General features: G+C 61.9%; 24 protein-coding genes. 12 read left to right on the top strand and 12 right to left on the bottom strand.

Annotated elements, in window-relative coordinates; translation table 11 throughout:
* The first annotated feature begins 80 nt into the window (after positions 1 to 80).
* Positions 81 to 662 carry a DUF2889 domain-containing protein gene (locus ACFSM5_RS01170; protein WP_379874320.1) on the top strand — a complete coding sequence of 194 codons (582 nt, stop codon included), beginning with the start codon at positions 81 to 83 and terminating at the stop codon, positions 660 to 662.
* Here ACFSM5_RS01170 and ACFSM5_RS01165 read toward each other — a convergent pair.
* The 3 genes from ACFSM5_RS01165 to ACFSM5_RS01155 all read right to left on the bottom strand — a co-directional run bounded on the left by ACFSM5_RS01165 (position 653) and on the right by ACFSM5_RS01155 (position 2,574).
* Entirely contained in the window at positions 653 to 868 is a 216-nt protein-coding gene (locus tag ACFSM5_RS01165) for a ribbon-helix-helix domain-containing protein (RefSeq protein WP_379874318.1), read from the bottom strand. The genes ACFSM5_RS01170 and ACFSM5_RS01165 overlap by 10 nt on opposite strands.
* A gap of 132 nt (positions 869 to 1,000) precedes the next feature.
* Positions 1,001 to 1,285, bottom strand: coding sequence for a BolA family protein (locus tag ACFSM5_RS01160; RefSeq protein WP_379874315.1), 285 nt, complete (start codon positions 1,283 to 1,285; stop codon positions 1,001 to 1,003).
* A 140-nt stretch (positions 1,286 to 1,425) separates the two neighbouring features.
* Positions 1,426 to 2,574 carry a glycerophosphodiester phosphodiesterase gene (locus ACFSM5_RS01155; RefSeq protein WP_379874312.1) on the bottom strand — a complete coding sequence of 383 codons (1,149 nt, stop codon included), beginning with the start codon at positions 2,572 to 2,574 and terminating at the stop codon, positions 1,426 to 1,428.
* Between the two features lie 176 nt (positions 2,575 to 2,750).
* Between ACFSM5_RS01155 and ACFSM5_RS01150 the strand changes: the two genes are divergently transcribed.
* The 3 genes from ACFSM5_RS01150 to cobT are packed head-to-tail and all read left to right on the top strand — an operon-like array spanning position 2,751 to position 6,347.
* Positions 2,751 to 3,365: a J domain-containing protein gene (locus ACFSM5_RS01150; protein WP_379874309.1), complete on the top strand. Its 615-nt coding sequence runs from the start codon at positions 2,751 to 2,753 to the stop codon at positions 3,363 to 3,365.
* A gap of 57 nt (positions 3,366 to 3,422) precedes the next feature.
* Entirely contained in the window at positions 3,423 to 4,442 is a 1,020-nt protein-coding gene (cobS, locus tag ACFSM5_RS01145; RefSeq protein WP_379874306.1) for a cobaltochelatase subunit CobS, read from the top strand.
* Positions 4,443 to 4,484: 42 nt separating this feature from the next.
* Positions 4,485 to 6,347 (top strand): cobaltochelatase subunit CobT, encoded by a 1,863-nt coding sequence (gene cobT / locus ACFSM5_RS01140; protein WP_379874303.1) that lies wholly within the window; start codon positions 4,485 to 4,487, stop codon positions 6,345 to 6,347.
* 6 nt (positions 6,348 to 6,353) lie between these two features.
* On the opposite strand, the gene ACFSM5_RS01135 is transcribed toward cobT, so the two are convergent.
* Entirely contained in the window at positions 6,354 to 7,520 is a 1,167-nt protein-coding gene (locus ACFSM5_RS01135; protein ID WP_379874301.1) for a hypothetical protein, read from the bottom strand.
* Positions 7,521 to 7,747: 227 nt separating this feature from the next.
* Between ACFSM5_RS01135 and ACFSM5_RS01130 the strand changes: the two genes are divergently transcribed.
* On the top strand, positions 7,748 to 9,169 hold the full coding sequence (locus tag ACFSM5_RS01130; RefSeq protein ID WP_379874298.1) for a methyl-accepting chemotaxis protein: 1,422 nt from the start codon (positions 7,748 to 7,750) through the stop codon (positions 9,167 to 9,169).
* Here ACFSM5_RS01130 and ACFSM5_RS01125 read toward each other — a convergent pair.
* From ACFSM5_RS01125 to ACFSM5_RS01100, 6 genes are all read right to left on the bottom strand, one after another.
* Positions 9,166 to 10,011 (bottom strand): AraC family transcriptional regulator, encoded by an 846-nt coding sequence (locus ACFSM5_RS01125; RefSeq protein ID WP_379874295.1) that lies wholly within the window; start codon positions 10,009 to 10,011, stop codon positions 9,166 to 9,168. The two genes, ACFSM5_RS01130 and ACFSM5_RS01125, sit on opposite strands and share 4 nt — an antisense overlap.
* Positions 10,012 to 10,036: 25 nt before the next feature.
* Positions 10,037 to 10,255, bottom strand: coding sequence for a hypothetical protein (locus ACFSM5_RS01120; protein ID WP_379874292.1), 219 nt, complete (start codon positions 10,253 to 10,255; stop codon positions 10,037 to 10,039).
* Between the two features lie 60 nt (positions 10,256 to 10,315).
* Positions 10,316 to 11,125 carry a ferritin-like domain-containing protein gene (locus tag ACFSM5_RS01115; RefSeq protein WP_379874289.1) on the bottom strand — a complete coding sequence of 270 codons (810 nt, stop codon included), beginning with the start codon at positions 11,123 to 11,125 and terminating at the stop codon, positions 10,316 to 10,318.
* A complete protein-coding gene (locus ACFSM5_RS01110) occupies positions 11,122 to 11,883 on the bottom strand; it encodes an Hpt domain-containing protein (protein WP_379874286.1) in 762 nt (253 codons plus the stop codon). Before ACFSM5_RS01110 ends, ACFSM5_RS01115 begins: the two co-directional genes overlap by 4 nt.
* Before the next feature lie 94 nt (positions 11,884 to 11,977).
* The gene (gene bcp / locus ACFSM5_RS01105; protein ID WP_379874283.1) at positions 11,978 to 12,445 is read right to left on the bottom strand and encodes a thioredoxin-dependent thiol peroxidase; all 468 of its coding nucleotides are present in this window, start codon (positions 12,443 to 12,445) and stop codon (positions 11,978 to 11,980) included.
* A 1-nt stretch (position 12,446) separates the two neighbouring features.
* A complete protein-coding gene (locus tag ACFSM5_RS01100; protein ID WP_379874280.1) occupies positions 12,447 to 15,410 on the bottom strand; it encodes a bifunctional [glutamine synthetase] adenylyltransferase/[glutamine synthetase]-adenylyl-L-tyrosine phosphorylase in 2,964 nt (987 codons plus the stop codon).
* Between the two features lie 107 nt (positions 15,411 to 15,517).
* Here ACFSM5_RS01100 and ACFSM5_RS01095 point away from each other — a divergent pair, with 107 nt between their 5' ends.
* On the top strand, positions 15,518 to 18,670 hold the full coding sequence (locus tag ACFSM5_RS01095; RefSeq protein WP_379874278.1) for a YhdP family protein: 3,153 nt from the start codon (positions 15,518 to 15,520) through the stop codon (positions 18,668 to 18,670).
* Positions 18,671 to 18,686: 16 nt separating this feature from the next.
* Here ACFSM5_RS01095 and ACFSM5_RS01090 read toward each other — a convergent pair whose 3' ends face one another.
* On the bottom strand, positions 18,687 to 19,346 hold the full coding sequence (locus ACFSM5_RS01090; RefSeq protein WP_379874276.1) for an alpha/beta hydrolase: 660 nt from the start codon (positions 19,344 to 19,346) through the stop codon (positions 18,687 to 18,689).
* Positions 19,347 to 19,542: 196 nt separating this feature from the next.
* On the opposite strand from ACFSM5_RS01090, the gene cysE reads away from it, so the two are divergent.
* From cysE to mnmA, 6 genes are all read left to right on the top strand, one after another.
* Entirely contained in the window at positions 19,543 to 20,274 is a 732-nt protein-coding gene (cysE, locus tag ACFSM5_RS01085; RefSeq protein WP_379874274.1) for a serine O-acetyltransferase, read from the top strand.
* Positions 20,271 to 20,732, top strand: coding sequence for an Rrf2 family transcriptional regulator (locus ACFSM5_RS01080; protein ID WP_379874272.1), 462 nt, complete (start codon positions 20,271 to 20,273; stop codon positions 20,730 to 20,732). The genes cysE and ACFSM5_RS01080 overlap by 4 nt, the downstream gene beginning before the upstream one ends.
* Positions 20,732 to 21,808 carry a cysteine desulfurase family protein gene (locus tag ACFSM5_RS01075; RefSeq protein WP_379874269.1) on the top strand — a complete coding sequence of 359 codons (1,077 nt, stop codon included), beginning with the start codon at positions 20,732 to 20,734 and terminating at the stop codon, positions 21,806 to 21,808. The genes ACFSM5_RS01080 and ACFSM5_RS01075 overlap by 1 nt, the downstream gene beginning before the upstream one ends.
* Positions 21,809 to 21,840: 32 nt before the next feature.
* Positions 21,841 to 22,212: a HesB/IscA family protein gene (locus ACFSM5_RS01070; protein WP_379874266.1), complete on the top strand. Its 372-nt coding sequence runs from the start codon at positions 21,841 to 21,843 to the stop codon at positions 22,210 to 22,212.
* 96 nt (positions 22,213 to 22,308) lie between these two features.
* Positions 22,309 to 22,638 (top strand): ferredoxin family 2Fe-2S iron-sulfur cluster binding protein, encoded by a 330-nt coding sequence (locus ACFSM5_RS01065; protein ID WP_379874263.1) that lies wholly within the window; start codon positions 22,309 to 22,311, stop codon positions 22,636 to 22,638.
* 14 nt (positions 22,639 to 22,652) lie between these two features.
* Positions 22,653 to 23,777, top strand: coding sequence for a tRNA 2-thiouridine(34) synthase MnmA (mnmA, locus tag ACFSM5_RS01060; protein ID WP_379874260.1), 1,125 nt, complete (start codon positions 22,653 to 22,655; stop codon positions 23,775 to 23,777).
* Here mnmA and ACFSM5_RS01055 read toward each other — a convergent pair.
* Positions 23,774 to 24,190: a hypothetical protein gene (locus ACFSM5_RS01055; RefSeq protein ID WP_379874257.1), complete on the bottom strand. Its 417-nt coding sequence runs from the start codon at positions 24,188 to 24,190 to the stop codon at positions 23,774 to 23,776. The genes mnmA and ACFSM5_RS01055 overlap by 4 nt on opposite strands.
* Between the last annotated feature and the right edge of the window lie 99 nt (positions 24,191 to 24,289).

Genomic DNA, 24,289 nt, shown 5'->3' with positions numbered 1-24,289 from the left:
TTTTCCTGGACGCTTGCAGTCGCGGCGGGGCGGGTGCACATCTTGGGCAACGATAAATCAAAGATGCTCAAGGGTTCAGAATGCCTCTCCCGCCGCCCACGGCTACGCGCCAGCCGCTGCATCGCCGCCAGATCACGCTCGACGGTTATCGCCGTGAAGACGGGCTTTGGGATATCGAGGGCCGTCTCGTGGATACCAAAGCCTATGCCTTCGAGAATGCCTGGCGCGGTACGCTGACACCCGGCATGGCGCTTCACGACATGAGTCTGCGCCTCACGCTCGACGAGACTTATACCATCCGCGATGTGGCGGTCTGCCACGACGCGACACCTTTCCCGGAATGTCCTGCTATCCTGCTCAACTTCCGCAAACTGATCGGAGAGCGGATTGCCAAGGGCTGGAACCAGAAGGTCCGCGATATGCTGGGCGGCATCGAAGGCTGCACTCATCTGGTGGAGATGCTTGGGCCTATTGGGACAGTGGCCTTCCAGACCATTGCCCATGACCGCTATCGTGACCGCAGCGGAGAGGGTGGGCCGCCGCAACCACCCAAGGGGAAACGCCCGCCGATCCTCGATACCTGCCACGCTCTGGCCAGCGACAGTACCGTGGTTCAACGCTTCTACCCGGAGTTCTATACAGGCAAGCCTAATCAGCCCTGAGAGAGAAGGGGGGCCAATTTCTCGGCCTTGGCACGGTAATAGGAAACGACAAACACCCGGACCGACGCTGAAAGCTGGCCCTTCACGACGCGATCCCGCAGGCGGGCCACCAGATCGGATGCCTCGCACCCTTCGGCGAGCGCGATATCGAACAGCGCTGCCCAGATTTCTGGCTCCAACCTCAGGCTCGTGCGATGGCGTCCCATTCTGACTGTTCGGGCTTGTAGACCCCTGCCGATCGCCGCTATGGCCACCGGATCCTCCTGCCAAGTTCCTGACCCGATATGATGGTTACCTAGAATAATCGGATATTCAATCGGAAAGCGACAGCTGTGGCTTTATGTCGTCTTTTGCGCTTCCTCGGCGGGGGTCAATACGCGCAATGCAAGTGCATGAATAGGGCCTGCCAATTCTTCCGATAGAGTCTGATAGATCCGGCGCTGCCGGTCGACCCGGCTTAGGCCGGAAAAGGCTTCTGAAACGATATAGACATTGAAGTGGCTTTCGCCACCTGCCCTGGCCCCGGCATGTCCTGCATGGCTCGCGCTGTCGTCTTCCACGATCAGGCGAATAGGGGTGAAGGCGGCCTGGAGTTTCTGTTCAATCGCCTGGGCGACGGTCATGTCGGATCTTTTCCCAAAAAGTCTCTGCAACGGAAGCGGGCGGCGCACTCTGCACCGCCCGCTCTTTTTCGATACCAGAATAATATCGGAAATCCCGCAAAACTACTCCCAAGCATCCTTGGGTAGCGGGATAGCGGCTTTTAGCGGCGTGCCTTTACTGCCGTGTCCGGGAAGTCGCTGAAAAGGCCGTCGATACCGAGGGCGAAGAAGGCCTTATATTCGGCTTCTTGATTGCCTTTGTAGTCCGAGGTCAGACGCTTGGCTTCGTTGCGGAAGGTCCAGGTATGGACCTGCAGCCCGATGGCATGGGCGTTCTTGATGATGTCGGTGGCGGGCAGATTGACGCGGTCCTGTTCGTCGATCTTGCCATCCTTGTTCAGATCATCCGGCTTGCCATCCTTGTCGGCATCGACCTGCTTGGAGGGCAGCAGATAGGGCTTCCAGGGGGCGACGCCATCGGCATAAGTCTTGATCTCGGCAAGGCCTTCCTTGGTCAGCTGTGCCGCGTTGGTGCGCTTGTCACCGGCAACGGTCCAGTCGTAGGGCTGGCCATAGGGGGCGCCGAACATCATGTTGCCGTCCTTATCCACATCTTCGCCGTCGATCAGCTGGATAAGGCGGACGTTGGTCTGCTTGCGCAGATACTTCAGGTTCGACACCTCGAAGCTCTGGATGATCACCGGGCTCGACTTTTCGGTCCAGCCTTCCTGCTTCAGGCGGGCCAGCAGGCGGTCTTCCAGCGGCAGGCCGACGGCATTGTGGAACGTCGGATGCTTGGTTTCCGGATAGATGCCGATGGTGCGGTTGCGCGCGGCAGATTCGGTCTTCACCAGGGCGATGATCTCGTCCAGGGTCGGGACTTCGTATTTGCCATTGTGCGACTGGTCGCGGTCGCCAAACGCCTGCTTGGCGCGCAGGGTCTTAATTTCGGCAAGGGTGAAGTCGCTGGCGAACCAATCTTCGGTCTCGACGCCATCGACCGGCTTCTTGGTCTTGCGGCTGGCGAATTCCGGGCGGTTGGCAACGTCGGTGGTGCCGGACATCATCGGCTCGTGGCGGGCGATCAGCACGCCGTCCTTGGTCACGACCAGATCGGGCTCGACAAAATCGACGCCCATCTCGATCGCCATCTTATAGGCGGCGAGAGTATGTTCGGGCAGATAGCCGCTGGCGCCGCGATGGCCGACGATCAGGGTCGGCTTGCCATCGAGCGTCGGAGATTGGGCCTGGGCTGCGCCCGTCGCCATCAGCAGGGCGAGACCGGTTGCGCCGATAAGGGTGTACTTCATGGTTAGGCCCTCAGGTTTGGTGGAGAAAGCGCATAACCATGCAGCCATTTGGCGACATTCCCATGACGACAAGCTGGTGATTTTATTTCAAAAGAACGGAGGCATGTCGGAAAAGCAGGGGCGTATTGCAGCGGTCCGCTTGTGTCCGACCGTCTGTATTTCCATACTGTGATGCGATGACGAGAACCAGGACCTCCAGCAGCCGTCGACCGAGCGGCTTTTTTGACGAAGCCCCGACCTTGCGCCGGTGCGAAGCACCCGGCTGCGAGCATGGCGGGGAATTCCGCGCGCCCAAAAGCCGGGACGCGCTGACCCAATATTATTGGTTCTGCCTCGATCACGTGCGCGAGTATAATTCGGGCTGGAACTACTACCAGGGCATGACCCCGGAAGAGATCGAAGCCCACGTCCGCAAAGATACCACCTGGCAGCGGCCCAGCTGGCCATTTTCCAGAGGTGGCGCGACCGACGGCACCCGGCCGCGGGCACGCGAACCCTGGCGCGATCCGCCCATCCGCGACCGCTACGGCTTCTTCAATGAGGATGGCGAGCCGACAGGCGGCCGGCGCAAAGCAGGGGAGCGGCGCGGCGGCCTGACGCCGGAGCAGGAAGAGGCGCTGGAGCTGTTCGACCTGGCGATCCCCTTGGATCCGGTCGAGATGAAGAGCCGTTACAAGGCCCTGGTGAAACTTCACCACCCGGACACCCATGGCGGTGCCAAGGAGGCGGAGGAGAAGCTGAAAGATATCAACCGCGCGTATGCAACATTGCGCGCAGCCCTATCGGCATGATTTGCTGCATGGCCCGTTTAACGCGGGTGTCATATCTACAAGGATGGATTGCCTAAAATGAGTAACGCGCAGAACCAACAGCCTGCCCACTCCTTGCCCGCTCCGGACATCACCGTCTCGGCCCGTGAGGTCTTCGGCATCGACAGCGACCTGCGCGTTCCCGCCTTTTCGGTAAAAAGCGATTACGTCCCGGACGCCGATCCTTCCTATAAATTCGACCCGGAAACCACCAAGGCGATCCTGGCAGGCTTTGCCCATAACCGACGCGTCATGGTCCAGGGCTATCACGGCACCGGCAAGTCGACCCATATCGAGCAGGTCGCCGCCCGCCTGAACTGGCCCTGCATCCGCGTCAACCTCGACAGCCATATCAGCCGTATCGATCTGATCGGCAAGGACGCCATCGTGCTGCAGGACGGCAAGCAGGTGACGGCCTTCCGCGAAGGCATTCTGCCCTGGGCCCTGCAGAACCCGGTCGCGCTGGTGTTCGACGAATATGACGCCGGTCGCCCCGACGTGATGTTCGTGATTCAGCGTATCCTGGAAGTCGAAGGCAAGCTGACGCTGCTCGATCAGAACCGCGTCATTCGCCCGAATGCGAATTTCCGCCTGTTCTCGACCGCCAATACCATTGGTCTTGGCGATACCACCGGCCTCTATCACGGCACGCAGCAGATCAACCAGGGTCAGATGGACCGCTGGAACATCGTGACGACCCTCAACTACCTGCCGGCCGAGCAGGAAGAAGAGATCGTTCTCGCCAAGCATCCGTCCTATCAGAACGAAGCGGGCCGCAAGACCATCGCTCAGATGGTGGCCCTGGCCGATCTGACCCGCGCGGGCTTCATCAATGGCGATATCTCGACGGTCATGTCGCCGCGTACAGTCATCACCTGGGCCGAGAATGCCTCGATCTTCGGTGGTGACGTCGGCTTTGCCTTCCGCGTGACCTTCCTCAACAAGTGCGACGAGGTCGAACGCCCTGTAGTGCTGGAATATTACCAGCGCTGCTTCGGCACCGATCTGTCGGGCAAGGCCGTGGAGGCCAAGGGCCGTCCGGTAGGGCGGGTCGCGTAAAGCGACCCTCCTTTTTCCGAGGCCATTGCAGGAGTAAGGGACGTGTCCCAACCGGAATCCCCGGTCGAAACATTCAAGCGCGCCACGGCGGCAGCCTTGCGCGCCATGTCGGGCGAGCGTGAAGTCGAAGTGGGCTTTGGTGCCGAAACGCCGGGTCTGGCGGGCAAGCGCGCCCGTCTTCCGGCCCCCTCGCGCGGACTTCCCGACGAGGATCTGGTGCGCCTGCGCGGCGAGGCAGATAGCCTGGCCCTGCGCCTGAAGCATCATGACGATGCCGTCCATGCCCGCCGCGTTCCCGCGACCCCGACCGGCCGCGCGATCTATGAGGCCTTGGAACAGGTTCGCTGTGAGGCCCTGGGCTCCCGCCGCATGGCCGGTGTGGCCGATAATCTGGCCGCGAACCTCGAACAGAAATACCGCCGTCTCGGCTATGACCGGGTCATGGAAGCCTCCGAAGCGACCTTGCCCGAAGCCATCCGTTTTCTGGCGCGCGAAGCCCTGACCGGCGAAGTGCCGCCGCCGTCGGTGCGCAAGATGGTCGACCTCTGGCGCCCGGACCTTCAGCCGAAGATCGCAGGCGATCTGCGGGTGATGAAGGAAGCGATGTTCGACCAGGACCGTTTCGCGAAATCGATCCGCCAGCTGCTGGTCGATCTCGATCTCGATGCTGCCGAAGATCTGGAGCAGACGGAAGAGGACGAGGAAGGCGACGACGGCGAGGCCCAGGATGACGCCGGTGACGGCGAAATGCGCGGTGAAGCTGGCGAGCGTGGCTCGGAAGAAGATCCGCAGGACCAGGAAAAGGGCGACCCCGACCAGCGTCCAGGCTCTGAAAGCGCCACTGACGCCGATCAAGATGGCGAAATGGAGCCGGGCGACGGCGAGGAACAGCCGGGCGAGGCTGCGCCGCCACAAGGGCAGCGCCCGCAGTCCGGCGCCACCTCCGATGCCACCTATAAGGCTTTCACCACCCAGTTCGACGAGGTGGTGCAGGCCGATGATCTATGCGACGGGGAAGAACTGACCAAGCTGCGCCTGCTGCTCGATCAGCAGCTGCAGAATATGCAGGGCGTCATCTCGCGTTTGGCCAACCGCATGCAGCGCCGCCTGCTGGCCAAGCAGTTACGGTCCTGGGAGTTCGATCTGGAAGAGGGGATCCTGGATGCGGGGCGTCTTGCCCGCGTCGTGGCGAACCCCACTGTGCCGCTGTCCTATAAGCGCGAGCGCGATACCGACTTCCGCGACACCGTGGTGACGCTGCTGATCGATAATTCAGGCTCCATGCGTGGACGTCCGATCACGATTGCCGCCATGAGCGCGGACATCCTGGCCCGCACGCTGGAACGCTGCAACGTGAAGGTCGAAATCCTGGGCTTCACCACGCGCGCCTGGAAGGGCGGTCAGTCGCGGGAAAGCTGGATCGCTGCGGGCAAGCCGGTGCAGCCGGGTCGCCTCAACGATCTGCGGCATATCGTCTATAAACCGGCGGATTCGCCCTGGCGCCGCGCCCGTCGTTCGCTGGGTCTAATGCTGCGCGAAGGGTTGCTGAAGGAGAATATCGACGGCGAAGCCCTGCGCTGGGCGCACGAGCGCTTACTCGGTCGCCCGGAACAGCGCCGCATCCTGATGGTGATCTCCGATGGTGCGCCGGTCGATGATTCGACTCTGTCGGTCAATCCGGGCAACTATCTCGAAAAGCACTTGCGCGATGTTATCGCGGAGATCGAGAACCGCTCGCCGGTGGAACTGATCGCCATCGGTATCGGCCATGACGTCACCCGCTACTATCGCCGGGCAGTCACCATCGTCGATGCCGAACAGTTGGGCGGCACCATGATGGACAAGCTGGCCGAACTGTTCGACGAAGATACTCCCGGCGCCCGCAGACGGACCCGTGCCGCTTGAGGCGATCTAAACGAAGATCTTATCGAGCGGCGTCTTGCCGATTTTGGCACTCACGCCCAGGACCGATCGGTAACTGACGGTGCCATTGGCATCGAACAGGGTTCCGTTGTTTGCCACATTGCCCTTTCCGTCCATCCCGACGAATAGATGGATCGGGCAGGAGACGCTGTCCGGGATCTTATAGGGCAGCATCGAGTTCGTGATGTTATAGAAGGTCGGCGTGCTGACCTGAGTCGCTTTGACGATCTTCAACTGGACTGGATCGATCTCGTAGTGCTGTTGATAGGTCTTGAGCGCTAGCAGGCTTTTGGGCGGCGGTATCAGGAGGGGTTTGATTTCCTCCAGGGCGACGATTTCATAGTCCAGAATCGGGGTCGGCTTTATCGATGTGGTGATTTGGCCGCTCATCAAGCCGCCCGAGCCGATGGGAGGTTTGAATTTTGTCGATAGGAATGACGGCTTGATGCCGATGCTGCTACTGCCGCCGAGTCCGAGCATGCTCTGTTTGGAATCCGACTGTGACGGCTTGGAGGATTTGCCGACGGATGCGATTTTTGAGCGGGCCGTGCTGCTGATCCCCGCAAAATATAGATAGAATTTCTCGGGTTTGACGCCTTGTATCTTTGAGGCATGGCGCAGAATATTACTGGCCTGAGTGCCGCTATAGCTCGCATCATCGACATAAATGAAAATGTATTTATTAGGCATTTTCACCGTGTCTGGCAGCTTGGGGGCCATTTCACCCATCTCGATGCCGGAAACGGTAAAGCCGATATTCTGTGTATTCAGAAGCCAGCCGTCCTGATCGAGGTAATCGCAGATAAGCCCGACCAACCAGGCATCGCTTTTGAAATCCGAGTTGATGATCGGGAAAACTTCAGTGTCGTTGCCGCATATTTTTTTGAAGTGCTCGAAAACAAAATTCAGATATTCTAAGGGTCCGCCTCTCATTATTAGCTGGGTGTTGGCGAGTATTTCCTGAATGTATTTTTCAGTTTCTGCAAATTTTGTGTCAAATTCATTCGGAGCAAAGGATGTGCCCTTCAATCCGCTGAAATCAATTTTCAGACGCTCAATATAGTCAGTGTATTTTACCTTATCTATCTTTCCGAAGCTTGAATGAGTGACCTTGCTCGCCAGTTTTCCCAGAAGTTCAAGATCAATAACGCGCATCTTAATATTCCTTGTGGTAGCAAATTTCCTATCTTATATGCATCTAAGGTATATGTTGAGGGATTTTCCTCGCCGCCGCGACAATCCGCCTCACGCCTACTCCCACACCGCTTTCCCATAGCGCTATACGCCGTTGTTCCCTACAACTGGTAGATGGAGAGCCGCCAAATAACGAGCGGCTCCCATCAGGGGCATGGCAACGTCGACTAAGGGGAGAGCGGCCAGTCATGGACGGGATGCATGGGGATGTCGATTCAGCACTGGCGCGTGAATTGCGGCAGGGCTTCCAGAAAGTCGCCGGGGTCGCTGGAACACTTGGTATCGAGATCACGGATATTTCCGGATCGGTCGATTTAGTTTCGGACACGGTGACGGCTCAGGCGGCGATCTGCGAGCAGTTGCGCTCGTCCTCGCTGACGCTGGACGCCAAAAATCAAGCAATTGCCAAGGCGACCGGCACGGCGCGCCAGATCGCGGGCAATGCCCGTGAAGAAGTCGACCGCTCGCAGGCCAGCATCGACCGCGCCATCGGCGATATCCGGGAACTGGCCGATACGGTCGGGGCCATCGAGTCGGATCTGGCAGGGCTCAAAGATGCCTTGGCGCGCATCAGCCGCGTTGCCGGTGGGATTTCCAATATCGCCCGCCAGACCAACCTTCTCGCGCTCAACGCCACCATCGAAGCGGCGCGCGCGGGGGAGGCGGGGAAGGGCTTTGCCGTCGTTGCGGGTGAAGTGAAGCAACTGGCCCGGCAGACAGCCGAGGCTACCCAGGAAATCGACGCGACCCTGCGGGAACTGGCAACCCAGGCCCAGCGCCTGACCGACCGTTCGGTTGCCGGCGTGCAGAAGGCGACGGCGGCCCGCGAAGGCACAGAAGCTATCGGCGGCGTCATAGCCACTGTTCACCGGGCCATGGGGCAGGTGGATGATGGCGCGAGCGATATCTCCGAAGCGGCAGGTGCCATCGATACCGAATGCCGCCGCCTGATCGAGGGGACGGCTGCGCTGTCCGGTGGCCTTAAGGAATCTGCGACAGCGCTTTCAGCGGCCAAGGAACGGCTGCATCGCTTGAATGGACAGTCGGAAACCCTGATGCGGGTCACGGCGGATGCGGGTGTCGATACGGTCGACAGCCCCTTCATCCATGCCTGTGTGGAGGCCGCCGCCGAGATCAACCGCCGTCTGGAGGCCGCGGTGGATCGGGGCGATATCTCGCTTAGCGATCTCTTCGACGAACAATATCAGCCGATCGCGGGCAGCAATCCGCCGCAGTTCATGGCGCGCTTCACCACGCTGACCGACAGGCTGTTCACGGACCTGCAGGAAAAGGCCTTGGCGCTTGATCCCAAGGTGGTCTTCTGCGCGGGCATCGACCGCAACGGCTATCTTCCGACCCACAATAAGAAGTTCAGTCATCCCCAGGGGCAGGATGTGGCCTGGAACACCGCCAATTCGCGCAACCGCCGGATGTTCAACGACCGGGTTGGGCTGGCGGCAGGGCGCAACAAGGATCGTTTCCTGCTGCAGACCTACCGGCGCGATATGGGCGGCGGCACCTTCTTGATGATGAAGGATGTCTCGGCTCCCATTACCGTGAAAGGGCGGCATTGGGGCGGGCTGCGGCTGGCCTATAAGGTCGCGGATTAGGCGGCGCGCCCGGCCTTGCGGAAGGCGCCGGGGGTGACGCCGCGATAGCGCTTGAAGGTCCGGGTCAGATGCGCCTGATCGGCAAAGCCGCTGGCTGCCGCCACCTCGGCAATCGTCTCGCCAGACCGCAAGGCGGCTTCGGCCATCCGTAAGCGCGCCTGGGTCTGGAAGGCGTGGGGCGTCTGGCCATAGGCAGCGCGGAAAGCGCGCAGCAGATGATAGGGACTTAGGTCGGCCGTACTCGCCAGATCATCCAGCGAAAACGTAACCTCGGGCGTTGAGAGCAGGCGATCCCGAACCTGGCTTAGGCGTTGATTGTCGGCCCGGATCAGTGAGGGGCGGGGATGGCTGTGGGAGTGCCGTCCGACGAGGGCGGTGAGGACGCTCAGAAGCTCACTCTCCCTGGCCAGCCGGTCGGCTTCGCCCAAGGCATCGAACAGGGCGACTGCGCCGCTGAAAAGGTCGGGGTCGCGGATGATGGTTCCGGCAAATCCCGGTAAACCCGACCAGCGCTCGCCATAGGCTGCCTTGGCGGCCTGCTCCAGCAACTCCGGCTCCAGATAAGCCATGCGGTAAGCCCAGCCATCTTCGACAGCGGCGAAACCGTCGTGCAGTTCGTCGGGCTCCAGGATCGCGATGCTGCCCTGGTCGCAATAGTGGGTTTCGCCGCGATAGGAAAAGCCCTCGACCCCCTTGGTGACGATCCCGAAGACATAACGGTCGTGAACATGGGGCGTGAAGACATGGCGACGGAAGCGCGCTTCGAGGATCTCTGTATCCCCCTCGGGCACGCGAAAGAAGCGGGCCTGCTCGCCCGAGAAGTCCAGATCGTCATGGGACATGGGGCGAGGATACGCCCCTATCGGCTCAGTGGAAACTGGCTTCCATACACCATTGCCCATAGACCTCGTCGATGACAGTGACCAGTTGCTCCCCGGCATCATTCTGGATTGTCAGCTGTTCCGGAGTCACTCCTGCCTCGAACAATTCGAACAGGCGCCCTTCGATATCGACACTCAGGAGATTGGGAATCGGGTCTCTATCAATAACACGAATGGTCCAGAGGGGGTTTTTGTTCGTGCTCATAAGTAATGCCTCGCCATAAATATTTCGATTTGGCGAGTATATCTAAGTATAAATGAAAATCTATTCTTGAATCGATATGACGAGGGGTTCGTACCAGTCGGCGGGGAAGTCCGCTTTGGTGCGGGAAGGTTCATTAAAGGGGCGTTTCAGACCGCCCCGGAAACGTTCAGTCACGATCTCCTGCCAGGTCGCGCGCGGCTCGAACCCCCGTTCCAGGGCCAGGTGGTCGAACCAGCGGCGGCCGGAGGCGACATGGCCGATCTCGTCATCATGGATGCGTTTCAGAATGGCGGCGCTGGCGGGATCCTCGACCGCTTCCAGCCGTTCGATCATCTGCGGCGTGACATCCAGGCCGCGCGCCTCCAATACCATCGGTACGATGGCGAGACGGGCAAGCAGATCGTCGCTGGTACGCTCAGCCGCTTGCCACAGCCCATCGTGGGCAGCCAGATCTCCGTAAGCGGCGCCTAATTCAGCCAGACGGTCGGCGAGCAGCAGAAAATGAATCGCCTCTTCGTCCGCCACCGTCAGCCAGTCGGCATAGAAGCCCTCGGGCATGGGAACGGCGGTGAAGCGGGCCAGAATGTCCCAGGCCAGATCGATGGCATTGAGTTCGATATGGGCCAGGGCATGCAGCAACGCCACGCGCCCCTGCGTTCCGCGCGACAGGCGTCGACGGGGCACTGCATTGGGCGGCAGGAGTTCCGGGCGGTCGGGCCGTGCCGGGCGAGGGCCCGGCAGGCTATCCCCGAGGGGCGGCTTTTCAGCGCGGGCCCAGGAAACGACAACCCGCGAGAGATTGGCTTTCTCGCGGGCGTCGGATGTAGCCAGGACGGCGCAGGCGCCAGCGCTGAGGCTGGCCCAGCTCACGTGATCTGGAAGCGCGACAGCGCGTCGGCCAGATCGTCACCGAACTGTGCGCCCTTGCGGATCAAGGCCGCGCGCGGCGGCAGCCCGTCGAGGGAACTGTCACCCCAGCCAAAGGAGGTCAGCAGGGCAAAGGGGATCGCCTGGGTGGCGGGCATGGCGTTGATCGCGCAGGCCAGATCGATGCCCGACAGATCGTCCAGCACGGCGCTGGCGATGATCAGATCCGGCTTGATGCGCACGGCAAGCTCGATGGCTTCGAAGCTCTTGCTGGCGTTCATCACGCGATAGCCGCAGGCGCGCAGCTCACGCTCGACGAACATGGCGGCGGCCCGCTGCGGGCTGACCAGCAGCACGACGATATCCAGCAGCTGGATGTCATTGACGTCGAAGTTCGAATGAATCGGAAGCTGGCGGACGACCTGGCGGATTTCATTGACGCTGACTTCGCCATCCAGGGCGCCGCGCAGCTTGTCGGTGAAGGCCTGCAGATCGTCGAGCTGCTTATCGCCCAGCTTCTCGATCTGGGTGCAGTAATCAACCATCTGATGGGCAATGACGTCGACGGCGGGCAGGCCGGCGGCCCTGGCGCCCAGACGCAGATTATGGAAGTGGCGGCGCATCGCGCTCAACGCTTCTGCCGCATCGATCGACCGCGAACGCAGATTGCCGATCATGACGTCGATTTCGTTGCAGGTATCGTGGGATTCTTCCTGGAATTCAGTTACCAGGCGGTCTTCATTCAGATCGACGTCGCTCATGTTCTTTGGCGTTTCTTGACTACAAGGATGAGGATTTGAGGGCGACTATATCAGCCACCCTGTCGTTATACCACGACCCTAGGGCTGTGGATGCTCACAGTCCTTTCGCGGCGGCGAGCACGGCTTCGACGTGGCCCGCCACCTTCACCTTGCGCCAGACCTGCCGCATGATGCCGTCCTTGTCGATCAGGAAAGTGGCGCGCTCGATCCCCATATAGGTCCGGCCATACATGCTTTTTTCAACCCAGGTGCCGTATGCGGCGCAGACGCCGGTCTCGTCGGTGTCGCCGGCCAAAGTAAAGGGCAGGCTGTATTTGGCCTTGAACTTATCGTGGCTCTTGATGCTGTCGCGGGAGATGCCGATCACTGTCGCATTGACGCCGGAGAAGTCGGGCATGGCGTCGCGGAAGCCGCAAGCCTCGGCTGTGCAGCCGGTGGTGTCATCCTTGGGATAGAAATAGAGCACGACCGCTTTGCCCTTCAGGGCCGAAAGCGTGACCGTGCCGCCGCCATCGGTCGGCAGGGTGAAGTCGGGAGCGGGGCTGCCGGTTTCGATGCTCATGTCAGTCCTCTTTGGCTTCGGCGGCCAGGAAGGCAGCCGGCTGTTCGATGAGATGGTCCCAGATCGCCCGCACGGTGGCGGCGGTATCGGCCATATCCTTTTGCAGGGCGGCAAAGTCGCTGTGCTGGGCGCCCCTGGCAAGTGCTCTTTTCAGATCCGCCGGGGCGGTGTCGGGATCGAAGCGGCCGGGCAGGGACATGAGGCGCAGCATCGACTGGACCGCCTGCCACAGGCGCGAGCCTCTGGCCAGCCGTTCCGCCTTGTCGAGCGGCAGAATACCCGCCGCGCCCAGCTTCTCGAAGGCCTCCGACGTATGGCCGCTCAGCAAGCCGGGGTGTTTGCGGGCGTGGGAGAGCATCAGGAACTGGGCGATGAACTCCACATCCACCAGCCCGCCGGGGCGATCCTTGATGTCGAAAGGATCGTTGCCGGGGCGCTCCCTTGCTACCCGTCGCCGCATGTCGGCAATATCCAGCAGCAATTTGGAGGTATCGCGCGGGGCGGTCAGCAGGGACTGACGTACCGTTTCGATCTCGCTCTGAAGGTCCGCATCGCCCGCCACTGGCCGGGCGCGGGTGAGGGCCATATGTTCCCAGGTCCAGGCTTCCTCGCGCTGATAGCGGATGAAGCCCGCGAATTCGGACGCGACCGGACCTTTGTTGCCGGACGGGCGCAGCCGCATATCGACCTGATAAAGCTCGCCTTCCGCCGTCAGGGCGGTCAGGGCGGAGATCAGCCGCTGGCCCAGGCGCTGGAAATAGAGCGAGGGCGGTAGCGGCTTGGTGCCGTTCGACTGTTCCGCGCCCTCTGCGAAGTCATAGAGGAAGACAAGGTCGAGGTCGGAGGTGGGGGATAGCTCCCGCGCGCCCAGCTTGCCATAGGCAATGACGGCAAAGCGCCCGCCCGGCACTTCGCCATGCACCTGCTGGAAGGCAGCCTCGACGGGGGCCAGCAGGGCCGCGATGACCACTTCGGCGACATTGGAAAGGTGAATGCCCCCAGCCTCGGGCGTCATGGTGCCGCGCAGGAGCGCGAGTCCGGCCTGGAAACGCCGGTCACCGGTCCAGCGCCGCACGAGATCCAGCGCTTCCTCATAGCTGTTGGCTTCATCGAGCTGGCGGGTGAGATCATTGGCCAAGCCATCGCGTCCAACGGCGGTGGTATCGGCCAACAACCCATCCAGCAGGCGCGGGTGGCGGCCCAGATAATCGGCGAGCGCGGGCGCTGCGCCCATCACCTCAGCCAGGGTGTCGAGCAGCTGGGGGTTGCTGTAGAGCAGCGAGAAAAGCTGCACCCCCGCCGGCAGATTGCTCAGAAACGTATCGAAGCGACCGAAGGCACCATCGGGGTCCGGGGTCTTGCCGAAGGCCGCGAGCAGGGCGGGCATCAGTTCGGTCAGCAGTTCGCGCGCCCGGGTGGAGCGGGTGGCGCGGATACGGCCATGGTGCCAGCCGCGCACGGTTTCGGAGACGCGCGGCCCATCCCTGTAGCCCATGCCGGAGAGGGTCGCGATGGTGTCGGGATCGTTTTCGATACCCGTGAAGACGAGACTGCCGGAAGCGGACAGGGTGGGCGCTTCCTCGAACAGGTCGGCATAGATGTCCTGCACCCGGCCGAAGGTCTTCATGAGATGCGCCTCGAACGCCTCCGCGGAGCCCTCATCCAGGAAAGCTGCGATCCTCTCCAGCCCGTCGCGGTCGTTCGGCAGGCTATGGGTCTGCTGATCCTCCACCATCTGCAGGCGATGCTCGACCTTGCGCAGGTAGCGGTAGATCGCCGCCAGCTCGTCGGCGGTGGCCTTCTGCACCCGTCCGGCATTCACCAGGGCATAGAGGGCCGGGATGGTGCCGGAGACGCGCACGGCGGGATCACGCCCGCCCCAGATCAGCTGCTGGGTCTGGGCGAAGAATTCGATCTCGCGGATGCCGCCGCGCCCGACCTTGACGTTATGGCCATAGACCGCGATATCGCCGCCGCCCTTATGGGCGTGGATCTGGCGCTTGATCGAATGGATATCCTGGATGGCTGCGAAATCTAGGTGCTTGCGCCAGATGTAGGGGCGCAGGTTTTTCAGGAACAATAAGCCCGCATCGATGTCGCCCGCCACCGGCCGCGCCTTGATCATGGCGGCGCGTTCCCAGTTTTGGCCGACGGTCTCGTAATAGGTTTCGGCGGACAGCACACTCATGGCCAGCGGGGTGGAGGCGGGGTCCGGGCGCAGGCGCAGGTCGGTGCGGAAGACATAGCCGTCGGCGTCACGCTCATGCAGCAGCTTCACCAGCGTCCGCGTCGCCTTCACATAGACTTCGGTCAGGGAATATTCCATCAGCGCCATGATCTGCGGAACCACGCGATCCGCGTCATAGAGCACGATGATATCGATGTCGGAGGAATAGTTGAGCTCGCGGGCGCCAAGCTTGCCCATGCCCAGGATCACCAACCCCCGGCGGCTGGTCTCGATCAACTCAGGCGACATCTCCTCGCCTTTGCGGACCCGCAGCAGGGCGAGCGCATGACCCGCCGCGCAATCGAGGGCGCGGGAGGCCAGATCGGACAGGATTTCCGTCACCTGTTCCAGCGACCAGACGCCGCCGATATCGGCAATCGCGGTGACCAGCGCCGCCTGCCGTTTGGCCCGGCGCAGCTCGCGCGCGACAATCATGGTGTCCTGAGCCGCAAGCCCGTCATTGATGGCGCCGAGAATCTCCGCCATGGTGCGGTCAGGACCGGTGTCGATCAGCCGGAAGATGGTTTCGCTTTCCGCCAGCCAACTTTCGGTCAGATAGGGGCTGTTCCCGAAAATAGCCGTTATTAGGGCATAACCCGTTGGATCGGCGATAAGGCTCGCGGCGCGTTCGGCCCAGGGCGTGTCGGCGATACGATCCTGCCAGCGTTCGATGGCGACGGCGACCCGGTCGGGGCGCCCGGCAGGGGGCAGCGAAGAAAGTGACGCAAGGAATGACAAGGCTGTTTACCCCGGAACCACACGAAGACGTACGACACGAAGACCAGAGCCTTGCGTATCGGATCATCTGAGGTCAAGCGGTGCGGTTGACACGATCTGTCAGGTGGTTGCTGCAAACGGTCTTCGCCCTTACGATTCTCGTGGTCGTGGGCGTTGGTGCCGCCGTTTGGCGTCTTGCCCAGGGGCCCTGGGCGCTGGACCAGTTCCTGCCGGTTATCGAAAACGCTCTTTCCAGCGCGGCAGCGGGTCAGAAGGTGCAGCTGACGGGTGTTGAGCTGATCTGGGACGCCGAAACGCGCGCCATCGGTCTGCATGCCCGCGGGCTGCGAGTCCTGGAGGGCGAAAAGGTCATCCTGGCCGCCCCGCGTCTCGCGCTGTTTGTCGATGCAGCCAAGCTTGCCGCTGGACGTCTATCGCCTACCGAAGTGCGGATCGACGATCTCTCTCTGCGGGTGCAGCGCAATGCCGATGGCAATTATTCCATGGCCTTCCTGGGGGCTACTCAGAACCAGCCGGGTGACACCTCGGCGGTGGCGCCTCCGCCGCAGGCGGGTGTCGATCACGGACCGCGCGAATTCATCCTGCGAACCCTGGGGCCGAAACGCAAAGGCGGCGCGACGAGCGATCTGTCCGGTATCCGGCTGCGGAATGCCTCCCTGATCCTCGACGATCAGGTCGAGGGTTTGAATCTCAAGGTCCCCGATGTCGACCTGTGGCTGCACCGGGATGCCGAGGGACTCGTAACGGGGCGCATCGGTGCGCAGGTCGAGGTGGCGCCTCATACGCTCGCCCCGATTTCCGCAAATTTCCGCCTGCTGTTCAACGATCCCGATAAGCCCGATGACGATCTCCTGACGCTCGATGCGACCGCCGGACCTGTGAAACCTGCGCAGCTCGCCCGCCTCTGGCCATCCCTGAACGCCGTGTCCGGCCTCGATGTGCCCGCCCAGATCCGGGTGACGGCTGAAGTTGGCGGGTTGGAAAAACTGAATAAGGCAACCGTCGAAGCCAAGCTTGAGGCGGGGCCGGTTCATCATGCCCTGCTGCCGCAAGGGTTTTTGCCGGTCGAAAGCGGGATCATCCGCGCCCAGTTCGACAAGGCCGCCGATGCCGTGCGCATCGAAGAGGCACGCCTGCTGCTGACCGATGGCATCGAAGCCCAGGTCACGGGGCAGGCCAGTGTCTCGGAGCCTCAGAAGGGTAATCTGACCGCCCGGCTGTTGAATGTTCCTGTCGACAGTCTGCCCACCTATTGGCCCGCCAGCGTCGGGCCGAACGCGCGTAAATGGGTTCTGACCAACCTGACCAAAGGCAAGGTGCCGATGGCCGAGGCCAAGCTCGGTTTCTCCCATGGCGGGGATGGGGCGCTGGTGATCGACAGCCTTACCGCGGCCTTGGGGGTTGAGGGGCTGCAGGTCGCCTATCTCGGCAAGCTGCCGCCGGTCCAGGGCGTGGCGGGGGCCGTTACCTACGATCACGCCTCGGGCAAACTGGGGGTAACCACCACCGGCGGTACGGTTACCGGCACCAAGATCACGGCGGGTGCAGGCCAGATCGAGATTGGGGGCCTCAATCAACCCGATCAGACCATCAAGATCGATCTGCCGCTTAAGGGGCCAGTGTCGGATATTTTGGCAGCCATCGACCAGCAGCCATTGGGGTTTGCCAAGAAGCTGGGTGTCCTGCCGTCCAGTGCGGCCGGGGAGGCCGATGGGCGCCTCAAGATCTCCTTCCCGCTGTTCAATGATGTCAAAATCGAACAAATCGCCTTAAGCGTCGAAGCGGTCGCGCGAGATGGGGCATTGCCCGGCATCTCGAAAGGGTTCGATCTGTCCGAGGCGGATCTGAAGCTTAAGATTGACACCAAATCGCTGGTGGCGAGCGGAACCGGCAAGGTCAATGGCGTGCCGATGACTTTGGCGGTGACCGAACCCTTCCAGGCCAGAACCTATCGCAGCCTGAAGGCAACCGGCATCATCGACGATGCCGGGCGCACGGCCCTGCGTCTGCCGGGTGAGGGGCGGGTTTTCGGCCCGGTCGGCGCTACGCTGGATTATCAGGAAGCGCCCGGGGGCATTGCCCGCCTGACCGGCACGCTCGATTTCGCGGCTGCCCGTGCGACGGTCGATGAGTTTCAGTGGGAGAAACCTGCGGGCAGCATCGCCACAGGTCGTTATGACCTGACACTACAGAATGGCGATCTCAAGGATCTCAGCCTGTTCGAAGTGAATGGCGACAAGCTGACAGCCAAGCTGTCCGCACGCTTTAATGCGAGTGGCGACTTGAGCCAGGTGGATATCTCCCAGCTTAAGGTTCCGGGGAACGATGTCGGCGGGTTGTTCATCCGCCAGGGCAAGGGTTGGAATGCCACGGTGCGCGGCACGCGTCTCAGCCTTATCGGCTATCAGGCGCAAAGTAAGATCGAGGCAAAAAAGAACGCGGGCCAGCCTAAGACCGACCCAATGCCGCTGACCCTTAATGCCACCCTGGGCGCGGTGGAACTGGTGCCGGGGCGCGAGATCCGCAATCTGTCCCTCAAGCTGCGGACTGAAGGCCATGTCTGGCGCGAGTTTGACGCCCGGGGACTCGTCGGGGAGAAGGCCTTCTTTGCCGCCATCGGCACGAGCCCGGCTGGCAACCGCGCAGTGCAGGCCCAGGTGGCTGACCTGGGTGGGCTGCTGATGGCTGTCGATATGACGGACAAGGTCATCGGCGGCAGCGCGACCTTCGAGGGAGAGTTCAAGCCGGGCACCAGCGGCGTCACCGGCTCCCTCCAAGTATCTACCTATCGGCTACGTGATGTCCCGGTTCTGGCCCGTCTGCTGGCAATCGTGTCGATCACCGGCATCCCTGAAATGCTCGGCGGCGAGGGGCTGCCTTTCAACTCCACCGAAGCCAAACTTCGCATCGATGAAAAGACGATCGAGATTTCAGAGGCTTACAGCTCGGGTCTCTCGATCGGCCTGACGGTCAAAGGCAGCGTTAACCGCGATGCCGAGACGCTGGACCTGATGGGCGAAGTCGTACCGCTGGCCGGTGTTAACCGGGTCATAGGGTCAATTCCGATCCTGGGGGATATTCTGACCGGCGGCAAAGGCGGGGGTATTTTCGCCTGGACGTGGCGGGGGACCGGGACCATCGAAAATCCTGATGTCTCGGTCAATCCGATCAGCTTCCTTGCCCCCGGCATCCTGCGACGCCTGTTCCAGGGCGGCGGCGAAGCGGCTCCTCCGCCCGAACAGACGCCGTCCAACAAATAGGACGGCGTCTTCTTTCCTAGCGGGGCTTGGCGGCGTCGGCGGCCAAACCGGCGGCGATATAACCGTCGACAGCCGAAGCCAGCTGAGGGATCTGCTCGGCAAAGAAATGCCCGGCACCCGGAACCAGCTGATAGTCAATCTTGATATCGCGCTGGTTGGAGAGTTTGGTTACCAGTTTCTGGACCGAAGCCTCCGGCACGATCTCGTCCGAATCGCCCTGGATGACCTGGCCCGAAACCGGGCAGGGGGCAAGGAAGCTGAAATCATACATGTTGGCGGGCGGCGAGACCGAGATGAAGCTTGCCAGTTCCGGACGACGCATCAGCAATTGCATGCCGATCCAGGCCCCGAAGGAAAAGCCCGCGACCCAGGATGCCGAGGCATTCGGGTTGTAGGTCTGTAACCAATCGAGCGCCGACGCGGCATCGGCAAGCTCGCCTTCGCCCCGATCGAAGACGCCCTGGCTGCGACCGACACCACGGAAATTGAACCGCAGGACTGAAAAGCCGCGCTGAACGAACGTCTGATAGAGGGTATAGACGACCTTGTTGTTCATCGTGCCACCACCCCGAGGGTCGGGGTGAAGGACGAGCGCGATGGGCGCGTTAGGCACCTTGGAATGGAGATATCGGCCTTCCAGACGCCCATCTGGGCCGTTTATGAGCACTTCTGGCATGGGGGCTTCTGGACCTCGGTCGTGACCTGATGGGGTGTAGGCAAACGTTTATGCACCATGCTTGGCCCGAAGGCCAACTTCCGTCTACCCTATACTTGACCAGCGCGGTCGGACTTTTTATATCCCGTATGGGGTAAAGGTAGAAGCTTTCCCGACTTTCGCCGACAAGGCGCGCCATTGTTACATAGTGGACCTCATGTTCTTCAAGCAGTTCCGAGATGATATCGACGGTATCTTAGCGCGAGACCCCGCTGCGCGGTCGGCTTTGGAGGTCGCGCTCTGTTATCCGGGGCTGCATGCGGTGGTGATTTATCGGGCCTCGCACTTCCTCTGGCGACATGATCTGAAGCTTATCGCGCGCTTCATCTCCAACATCGGCCGCACCCTTACCGGCATCGAAATCCACCCCGGCGCCCGCGTCGGACGGCGGCTTTTCATTGATCACGGCATGGGCGTGGTGATCGGCGAGACGGCGGAGATTGGCGATAACGTCACGCTCTACCAGGGAGTGACCTTGGGCGGCACGGCGCTAGAGCAGGTGAAACGCCATCCGACACTGGAAGACGATGTCATCGTTGGGGCCGGTGCGCAGGTGCTTGGCCCCTTTACGGTGGGTAAGGGCGCGCGTGTCGGCGCCAATGCCGTTGTCGTGAAGCCGGTTCCTGCCGGGGCAACCGTTACCGGCATCCCGGCCAAGGTGGTGGGCGAGGTCAGTCTGGATCAGCGCAGCTTCTGCGCCTATGGCATCGGGCCGGGTGAATTGCCGGATCCGGTTGCCCGTGGCCTTGGCGGGTTGCTGGACGATCTGGAAGCCCTGCGAGACCGTGTGGCCGCGATGGAAGAGGCCCAGCAGGCGGACGAAAAGATCGTGAAGCTGCCGGTCGGCGACGTTGCAAAGGATGATCGCCGGATCGGGGGCGCAGCATGAGGCTCTCGACCAAAGGGCGCTATGCCGTGATGGCGATGGTGGATCTGGCCCATCATTCGCGCGGCAATCCGGTTGCCCTGGCGGAAATCGCCGAGCGTCAGGAAATCTCGCTCTCCTACTTGGAGCAGCTGTTTGCCAAGCTGCGGCGCCAACTGCTGGTCAAGAGCGTACGTGGCCCCGGCGGTGGTTATCTGCTGGCCCGCAGTGCGCGCGACACCTTGATCTCGGACATCGTGGTCGCGGTGGACGAGCCTTTGCGCGCCACCCGCTGCGCGCCGGGCTCGCCCCATGGCTGTACCCTGTCCAAGAGTCGCTGCCTCACCCATGACCTCTGGGAAGCCCTGTCCGATCAGATCGCGCTCTATCTCGAAAGCGTCAGTCTGGAGGATGTCTGCGAGCGTCGCGTTATCCCGCAATCGCGCCTGAAGGCGACCATCGCCAATTTCGCGGCCGAGTGATGATCTACCTCGATCATAACGCCACGACGCCGGTCAATCCCGCCGTCGCCAAGCTGGTTGGCGACGTGCTGATCGAAGGTGGCAATCCCTCGTCCGTCCATGGGGCGGGGCGGCTGGCCCGCCGTCGCCTGGAGGTCGCGCGCGAACAGGTGGCCCTGCTGGTCGGTGCCGATCCGCGCCATGTGCTGTTCACGGCGTCGGGGACCGAGGCGAATAATCAGGCGCTGCGCGGCTTTCCCGGCCATACGATCCTCACCAGCGCCATCGAACATGATGCGGTGCTGAAATCCAGCGAGGGGGCAGGGCGCATTCCGGTCGATAGCCTGGGGCGGATCGATCTTGAGGCGCTGGAAAAGCTGCTGGATGGTCTCAGCGGTCCGGTGCTGGTGTCGGTCATGCTGGCGAATAATGAAACCGGCGTGGTGCAGCCGGTGCGGGCCGTGGCGAATTTAGTCCATGCGCGGGGCGGTCTGCTCCATTGCGACGCCGTGCAGGGACCCGGGCGTCTGCCGATGGATATCCGCGTGCTGGGGGCCGATCTGCTGACCCTGTCGGCCCATAAGATGGGCGGCGCGCCGGGGGCGGCGGCCTTGATCTTCCGGGAAGGCGCCGAACCTGCGGCTCTGCTGCGTGGTGGCGGTCAGGAGCGGTCGCGCCGGGCGGGGACGGAGAATGTCCCTGCCATCGCGGGCTTCGGGCTGGCGGCGTCACTGGCGGGCGAAAGCCTGATCCTGATGACCCATGTGGAAGCCTTGCGCGATCAACTGGCCGAGGATCTGAAAGCCAGAGGCGGGGTGATCATCGCCGAGGAAGCCGAGCGGCTGCCGAATACCCTCTGTGTCGCGCTGCCGGGGAAACCAGCGGAAACCCAGGTGATGACGCTGGATCTCGCCGGGTTTGCGGTCAGCGCCGGGTCGGCCTGTTCGTCGGGCAAGGTCAAGCGCAGTCACGTGCTGGTGGCAATGGGATTGCCGGACGAGATCGCGGGGAGTGCGATCCGCCTGTCCTTGAGCCCCGCGACCAGCGCAGACGAGCTTGCCCGTTTCGTCGCAGCTTGGGCGCGTATGACGGGTTGAGGGACGGGGCGTTCATCCCCATAATAAAGGAAATGCCGTCTGTAGGGCGGCGGAGTAGGAGAGACAGAGTGGCCAAACAGGCGATTACAATCACTGCGGCAGCGGTTGACCGGGTGAAGTATCTTCTGGCGCAACGCAGCGAACCCGCCGTCGGGCTTCGTATCGGCGTAAAAGCGCGCGGCTGTTCAGGTTATTCCTATAATGTCGAATATGCTGACAAGAAGATGCAGTTCGACGAGGAAATTCAAGCGGACGGTGCGACGGTCTTCATCGATCCGGCGGCGGTCATGTTCTTGATCGGGTCCGAGATGGACTATGTTGAAAGCAAGTTCGAGACTGGCTTTACCTTCAAGAACCCGAACGAAAAGGGTCGCTGCGGTTGCGGCGAAAGCTTTACGGTCTAATTCACAGGCTAAAAGGACTGGTCTTGCCGCTGATGTTCCGGTAAACGAGGCCGGTTCAAAAGTTTGGCAGACAATAAAAGAGTAGGGTTCTAGCGAATGCCCAAGATGACCTTTATCGACCGTGATGGCTCCCGCAAGGAAGTCGAAGCTCCGGTCGGCCTGTCATTGCTGGAGATTGCCCACCGCAATTCCATCGACCTGGAAGGCGCCTGCGAAGGCTCGCTTGCCTGCTCCACTTGTCATGTGATCGTCGATCCCGAGGATCTCGACCGGCTGAATGACCCGACCGAAGATGAAGAGGATATGCTGGATCTGGCGTTCGGCCTGACCGCGACCTCGCGTCTCGGCTGCCAGATCATCATGACCGAAGAGCTGGACGGCCTGACCGTTTCTGTCCCCGGCGCCTCGCGCAATATGATGGGCTGAGGCCCGCGCATGGCATGAACTCGCTCGGCTTCGATAAGGCACCTTCGGCTACCCGCGTGGTGGTGGCGATGTCGGGCGGGGTGGACAGTTCGGTTGTCGCCGCGATGCTGGCCGAGCAGGGTTACGACGTTATCGGCGTAACGCTTCAGCTGTACGATCAGGGTGAAGTCGCGGCGCGCAAGGGCGCCTGCTGCGCGGGACAGGATATCTACGACGCCCGGACGGTCGCCGATAAGGTCGGCATTCCCCATTATGTGCTGGATTACGAAAGCAAGTTCCGCGACGCGGTGGTCGAGGAATTTGCCGACAGCTATGCCCGTGGCGAAACGCCGATCCCTTGCGTGATGTGCAACAAAACCGTGAAGTTCCGCGATCTGTTGGCGACGGCGCGGGAGCTTGGCGCCGATTGCCTAGCTACCGGCCACTATGTCCAGCGCGCGATGGGAACCGAAGGGGCCGAACTGCTGCGCGGTCGCGATCCGGGCCGCGATCAGAGCTATTTCCTCTTCTCCACCACCCGCGATCAGCTCGACTATCTGCGGTTTCCGCTGGGTCATCTGGACAAGGCCGCGACCCGGCGCGAGGCCGAGCGCCTGGGGCTGATCGTCAAGGATAAGCCGGACAGCCAGGATATCTGCTTCGTGCCCGATGGCGACTATGCGCGCATCGTCACCAAGCTGCGCCCCGATACCGCCCAGGCGGGTGAGATCGTCGATATCGACGGCACCGTCCTGGGTCGCCACGACGGCATCATCCATTATACAGTGGGACAGCGGCGCGGGCTGGGTATCGCTGCGGCCGAGCCGCTCTATGTGGTCCGGCTGGAGCCCAATCGGCGCCGCGTCGTCGTCGGCCCCAAGTCGGCTCTGGGGCGCGATCTGGTGCATCTGCGCGAAGTGAACTGGCTGACGGACCTGAAGGCGGGCGATAGCCGCCGTGTCTCGGTCAAGCTGCGGTCAGCTCAGATGCCAACACCCGCGACGGTGATCGCGGGTGTTGATGGGGCTGCCGTTGTGCAGCTCGACACCCCGCAGCCTGGTATTGCACCGGGGCAGGCGGGGGTTTTCTATGACGGGGACCGTCTGCTCGGCGGCGGTTGGATCGCCCGGACCGAATTGCAGCCGGAACTGGCCGCCTAGCGGCCGCGCCCGGCGGCCTGGATCAGGGCTGCGATCTGCAGACCGCGCAAAGCCTTTTCAATATCCTGCTGGGTCGCGAGCGTCTTCTTGGCTTCAGCCTTGATGCCGCGCAGAAGCTTGGCTGCCTGGATATGCGGCGAGGTGTTCGCCTGTTCCACTGCCGGACGCGTGAAAGAAACGGCACTCATGCTATTGATGGTTGCACAAACATTCTCGATTTGCGTAACCGCGAGATCAGCACGACCCAGACCCGCAACATTCTGATTAGCTTGCTGGCGCGCCAGCACTGCCAGGCGGATCGACGCAGCCGGACGTCGGCTTGTCGATGACTTGGTGACAAGCGTGCGCAGGATCTGGGCGCTGGCGGAGCAGGAGGAATGACGGGGGCTTTGGTTTACAGTGCGGATCGTCATGGAAGCGACTCTTGGAAGCGGGAGAAGCGGATGGCCTCTGTTTAACGCTTTGTTAGGAATTAATACATCCTTAACTTTTCAATCCTGTCAAAATTCCCA

It is taken from the genome of Lacibacterium aquatile, from assembly GCF_042683105.1.
Taxonomy (GTDB): domain Bacteria; phylum Pseudomonadota; class Alphaproteobacteria; order Elsterales; family Elsteraceae; genus Lacibacterium; species Lacibacterium aquatile.
The sequence above is the reverse complement of the archived record's forward strand: the minus strand, read 5'-3'. Positions and strand labels throughout refer to the sequence as shown.

Coding starts and splice junctions, on each gene's coding strand:
- ACFSM5_RS01065 (WP_379874263.1), top strand. CDS start 22,309: ATGCCCAAGATGACCTTTATCGACCGTGATGGCTCCCGCAAGGAAGTC.
- ACFSM5_RS01090 (WP_379874276.1), bottom strand. CDS start 19,346: ATGCCAGAAGTGCTCATAAACGGCCCAGATGGGCGTCTGGAAGGCCGA.
- ACFSM5_RS01160 (WP_379874315.1), bottom strand. CDS start 1,285: ATGACCGTCGCCCAGGCGATTGAACAGAAACTCCAGGCCGCCTTCACC.
- ACFSM5_RS01150 (WP_379874309.1), top strand. CDS start 2,751: ATGACGAGAACCAGGACCTCCAGCAGCCGTCGACCGAGCGGCTTTTTT.
- ACFSM5_RS01070 (WP_379874266.1), top strand. CDS start 21,841: ATGCCGTCTGTAGGGCGGCGGAGTAGGAGAGACAGAGTGGCCAAACAG.
- cysE (WP_379874274.1), top strand. CDS start 19,543: ATGTTCTTCAAGCAGTTCCGAGATGATATCGACGGTATCTTAGCGCGA.
- ACFSM5_RS01170 (WP_379874320.1), top strand. CDS start 81: ATGCCTCTCCCGCCGCCCACGGCTACGCGCCAGCCGCTGCATCGCCGC.
- ACFSM5_RS01110 (WP_379874286.1), bottom strand. CDS start 11,883: ATGAGCGACGTCGATCTGAATGAAGACCGCCTGGTAACTGAATTCCAG.
- ACFSM5_RS01165 (WP_379874318.1), bottom strand. CDS start 868: ATGGGACGCCATCGCACGAGCCTGAGGTTGGAGCCAGAAATCTGGGCA.
- cobS (WP_379874306.1), top strand. CDS start 3,423: ATGAGTAACGCGCAGAACCAACAGCCTGCCCACTCCTTGCCCGCTCCG.
- ACFSM5_RS01135 (WP_379874301.1), bottom strand. CDS start 7,520: ATGCGCGTTATTGATCTTGAACTTCTGGGAAAACTGGCGAGCAAGGTC.
- ACFSM5_RS01080 (WP_379874272.1), top strand. CDS start 20,271: ATGAGGCTCTCGACCAAAGGGCGCTATGCCGTGATGGCGATGGTGGAT.
- ACFSM5_RS01125 (WP_379874295.1), bottom strand. CDS start 10,011: ATGTCCCATGACGATCTGGACTTCTCGGGCGAGCAGGCCCGCTTCTTT.
- bcp (WP_379874283.1), bottom strand. CDS start 12,445: ATGAGCATCGAAACCGGCAGCCCCGCTCCCGACTTCACCCTGCCGACC.
- ACFSM5_RS01155 (WP_379874312.1), bottom strand. CDS start 2,574: ATGAAGTACACCCTTATCGGCGCAACCGGTCTCGCCCTGCTGATGGCG.
- ACFSM5_RS01120 (WP_379874292.1), bottom strand. CDS start 10,255: ATGAGCACGAACAAAAACCCCCTCTGGACCATTCGTGTTATTGATAGA.
- ACFSM5_RS01075 (WP_379874269.1), top strand. CDS start 20,732: ATGATCTACCTCGATCATAACGCCACGACGCCGGTCAATCCCGCCGTC.
- ACFSM5_RS01055 (WP_379874257.1), bottom strand. CDS start 24,190: ATGACGATCCGCACTGTAAACCAAAGCCCCCGTCATTCCTCCTGCTCC.
- mnmA (WP_379874260.1), top strand. CDS start 22,653: ATGAACTCGCTCGGCTTCGATAAGGCACCTTCGGCTACCCGCGTGGTG.
- ACFSM5_RS01130 (WP_379874298.1), top strand. CDS start 7,748: ATGGACGGGATGCATGGGGATGTCGATTCAGCACTGGCGCGTGAATTG.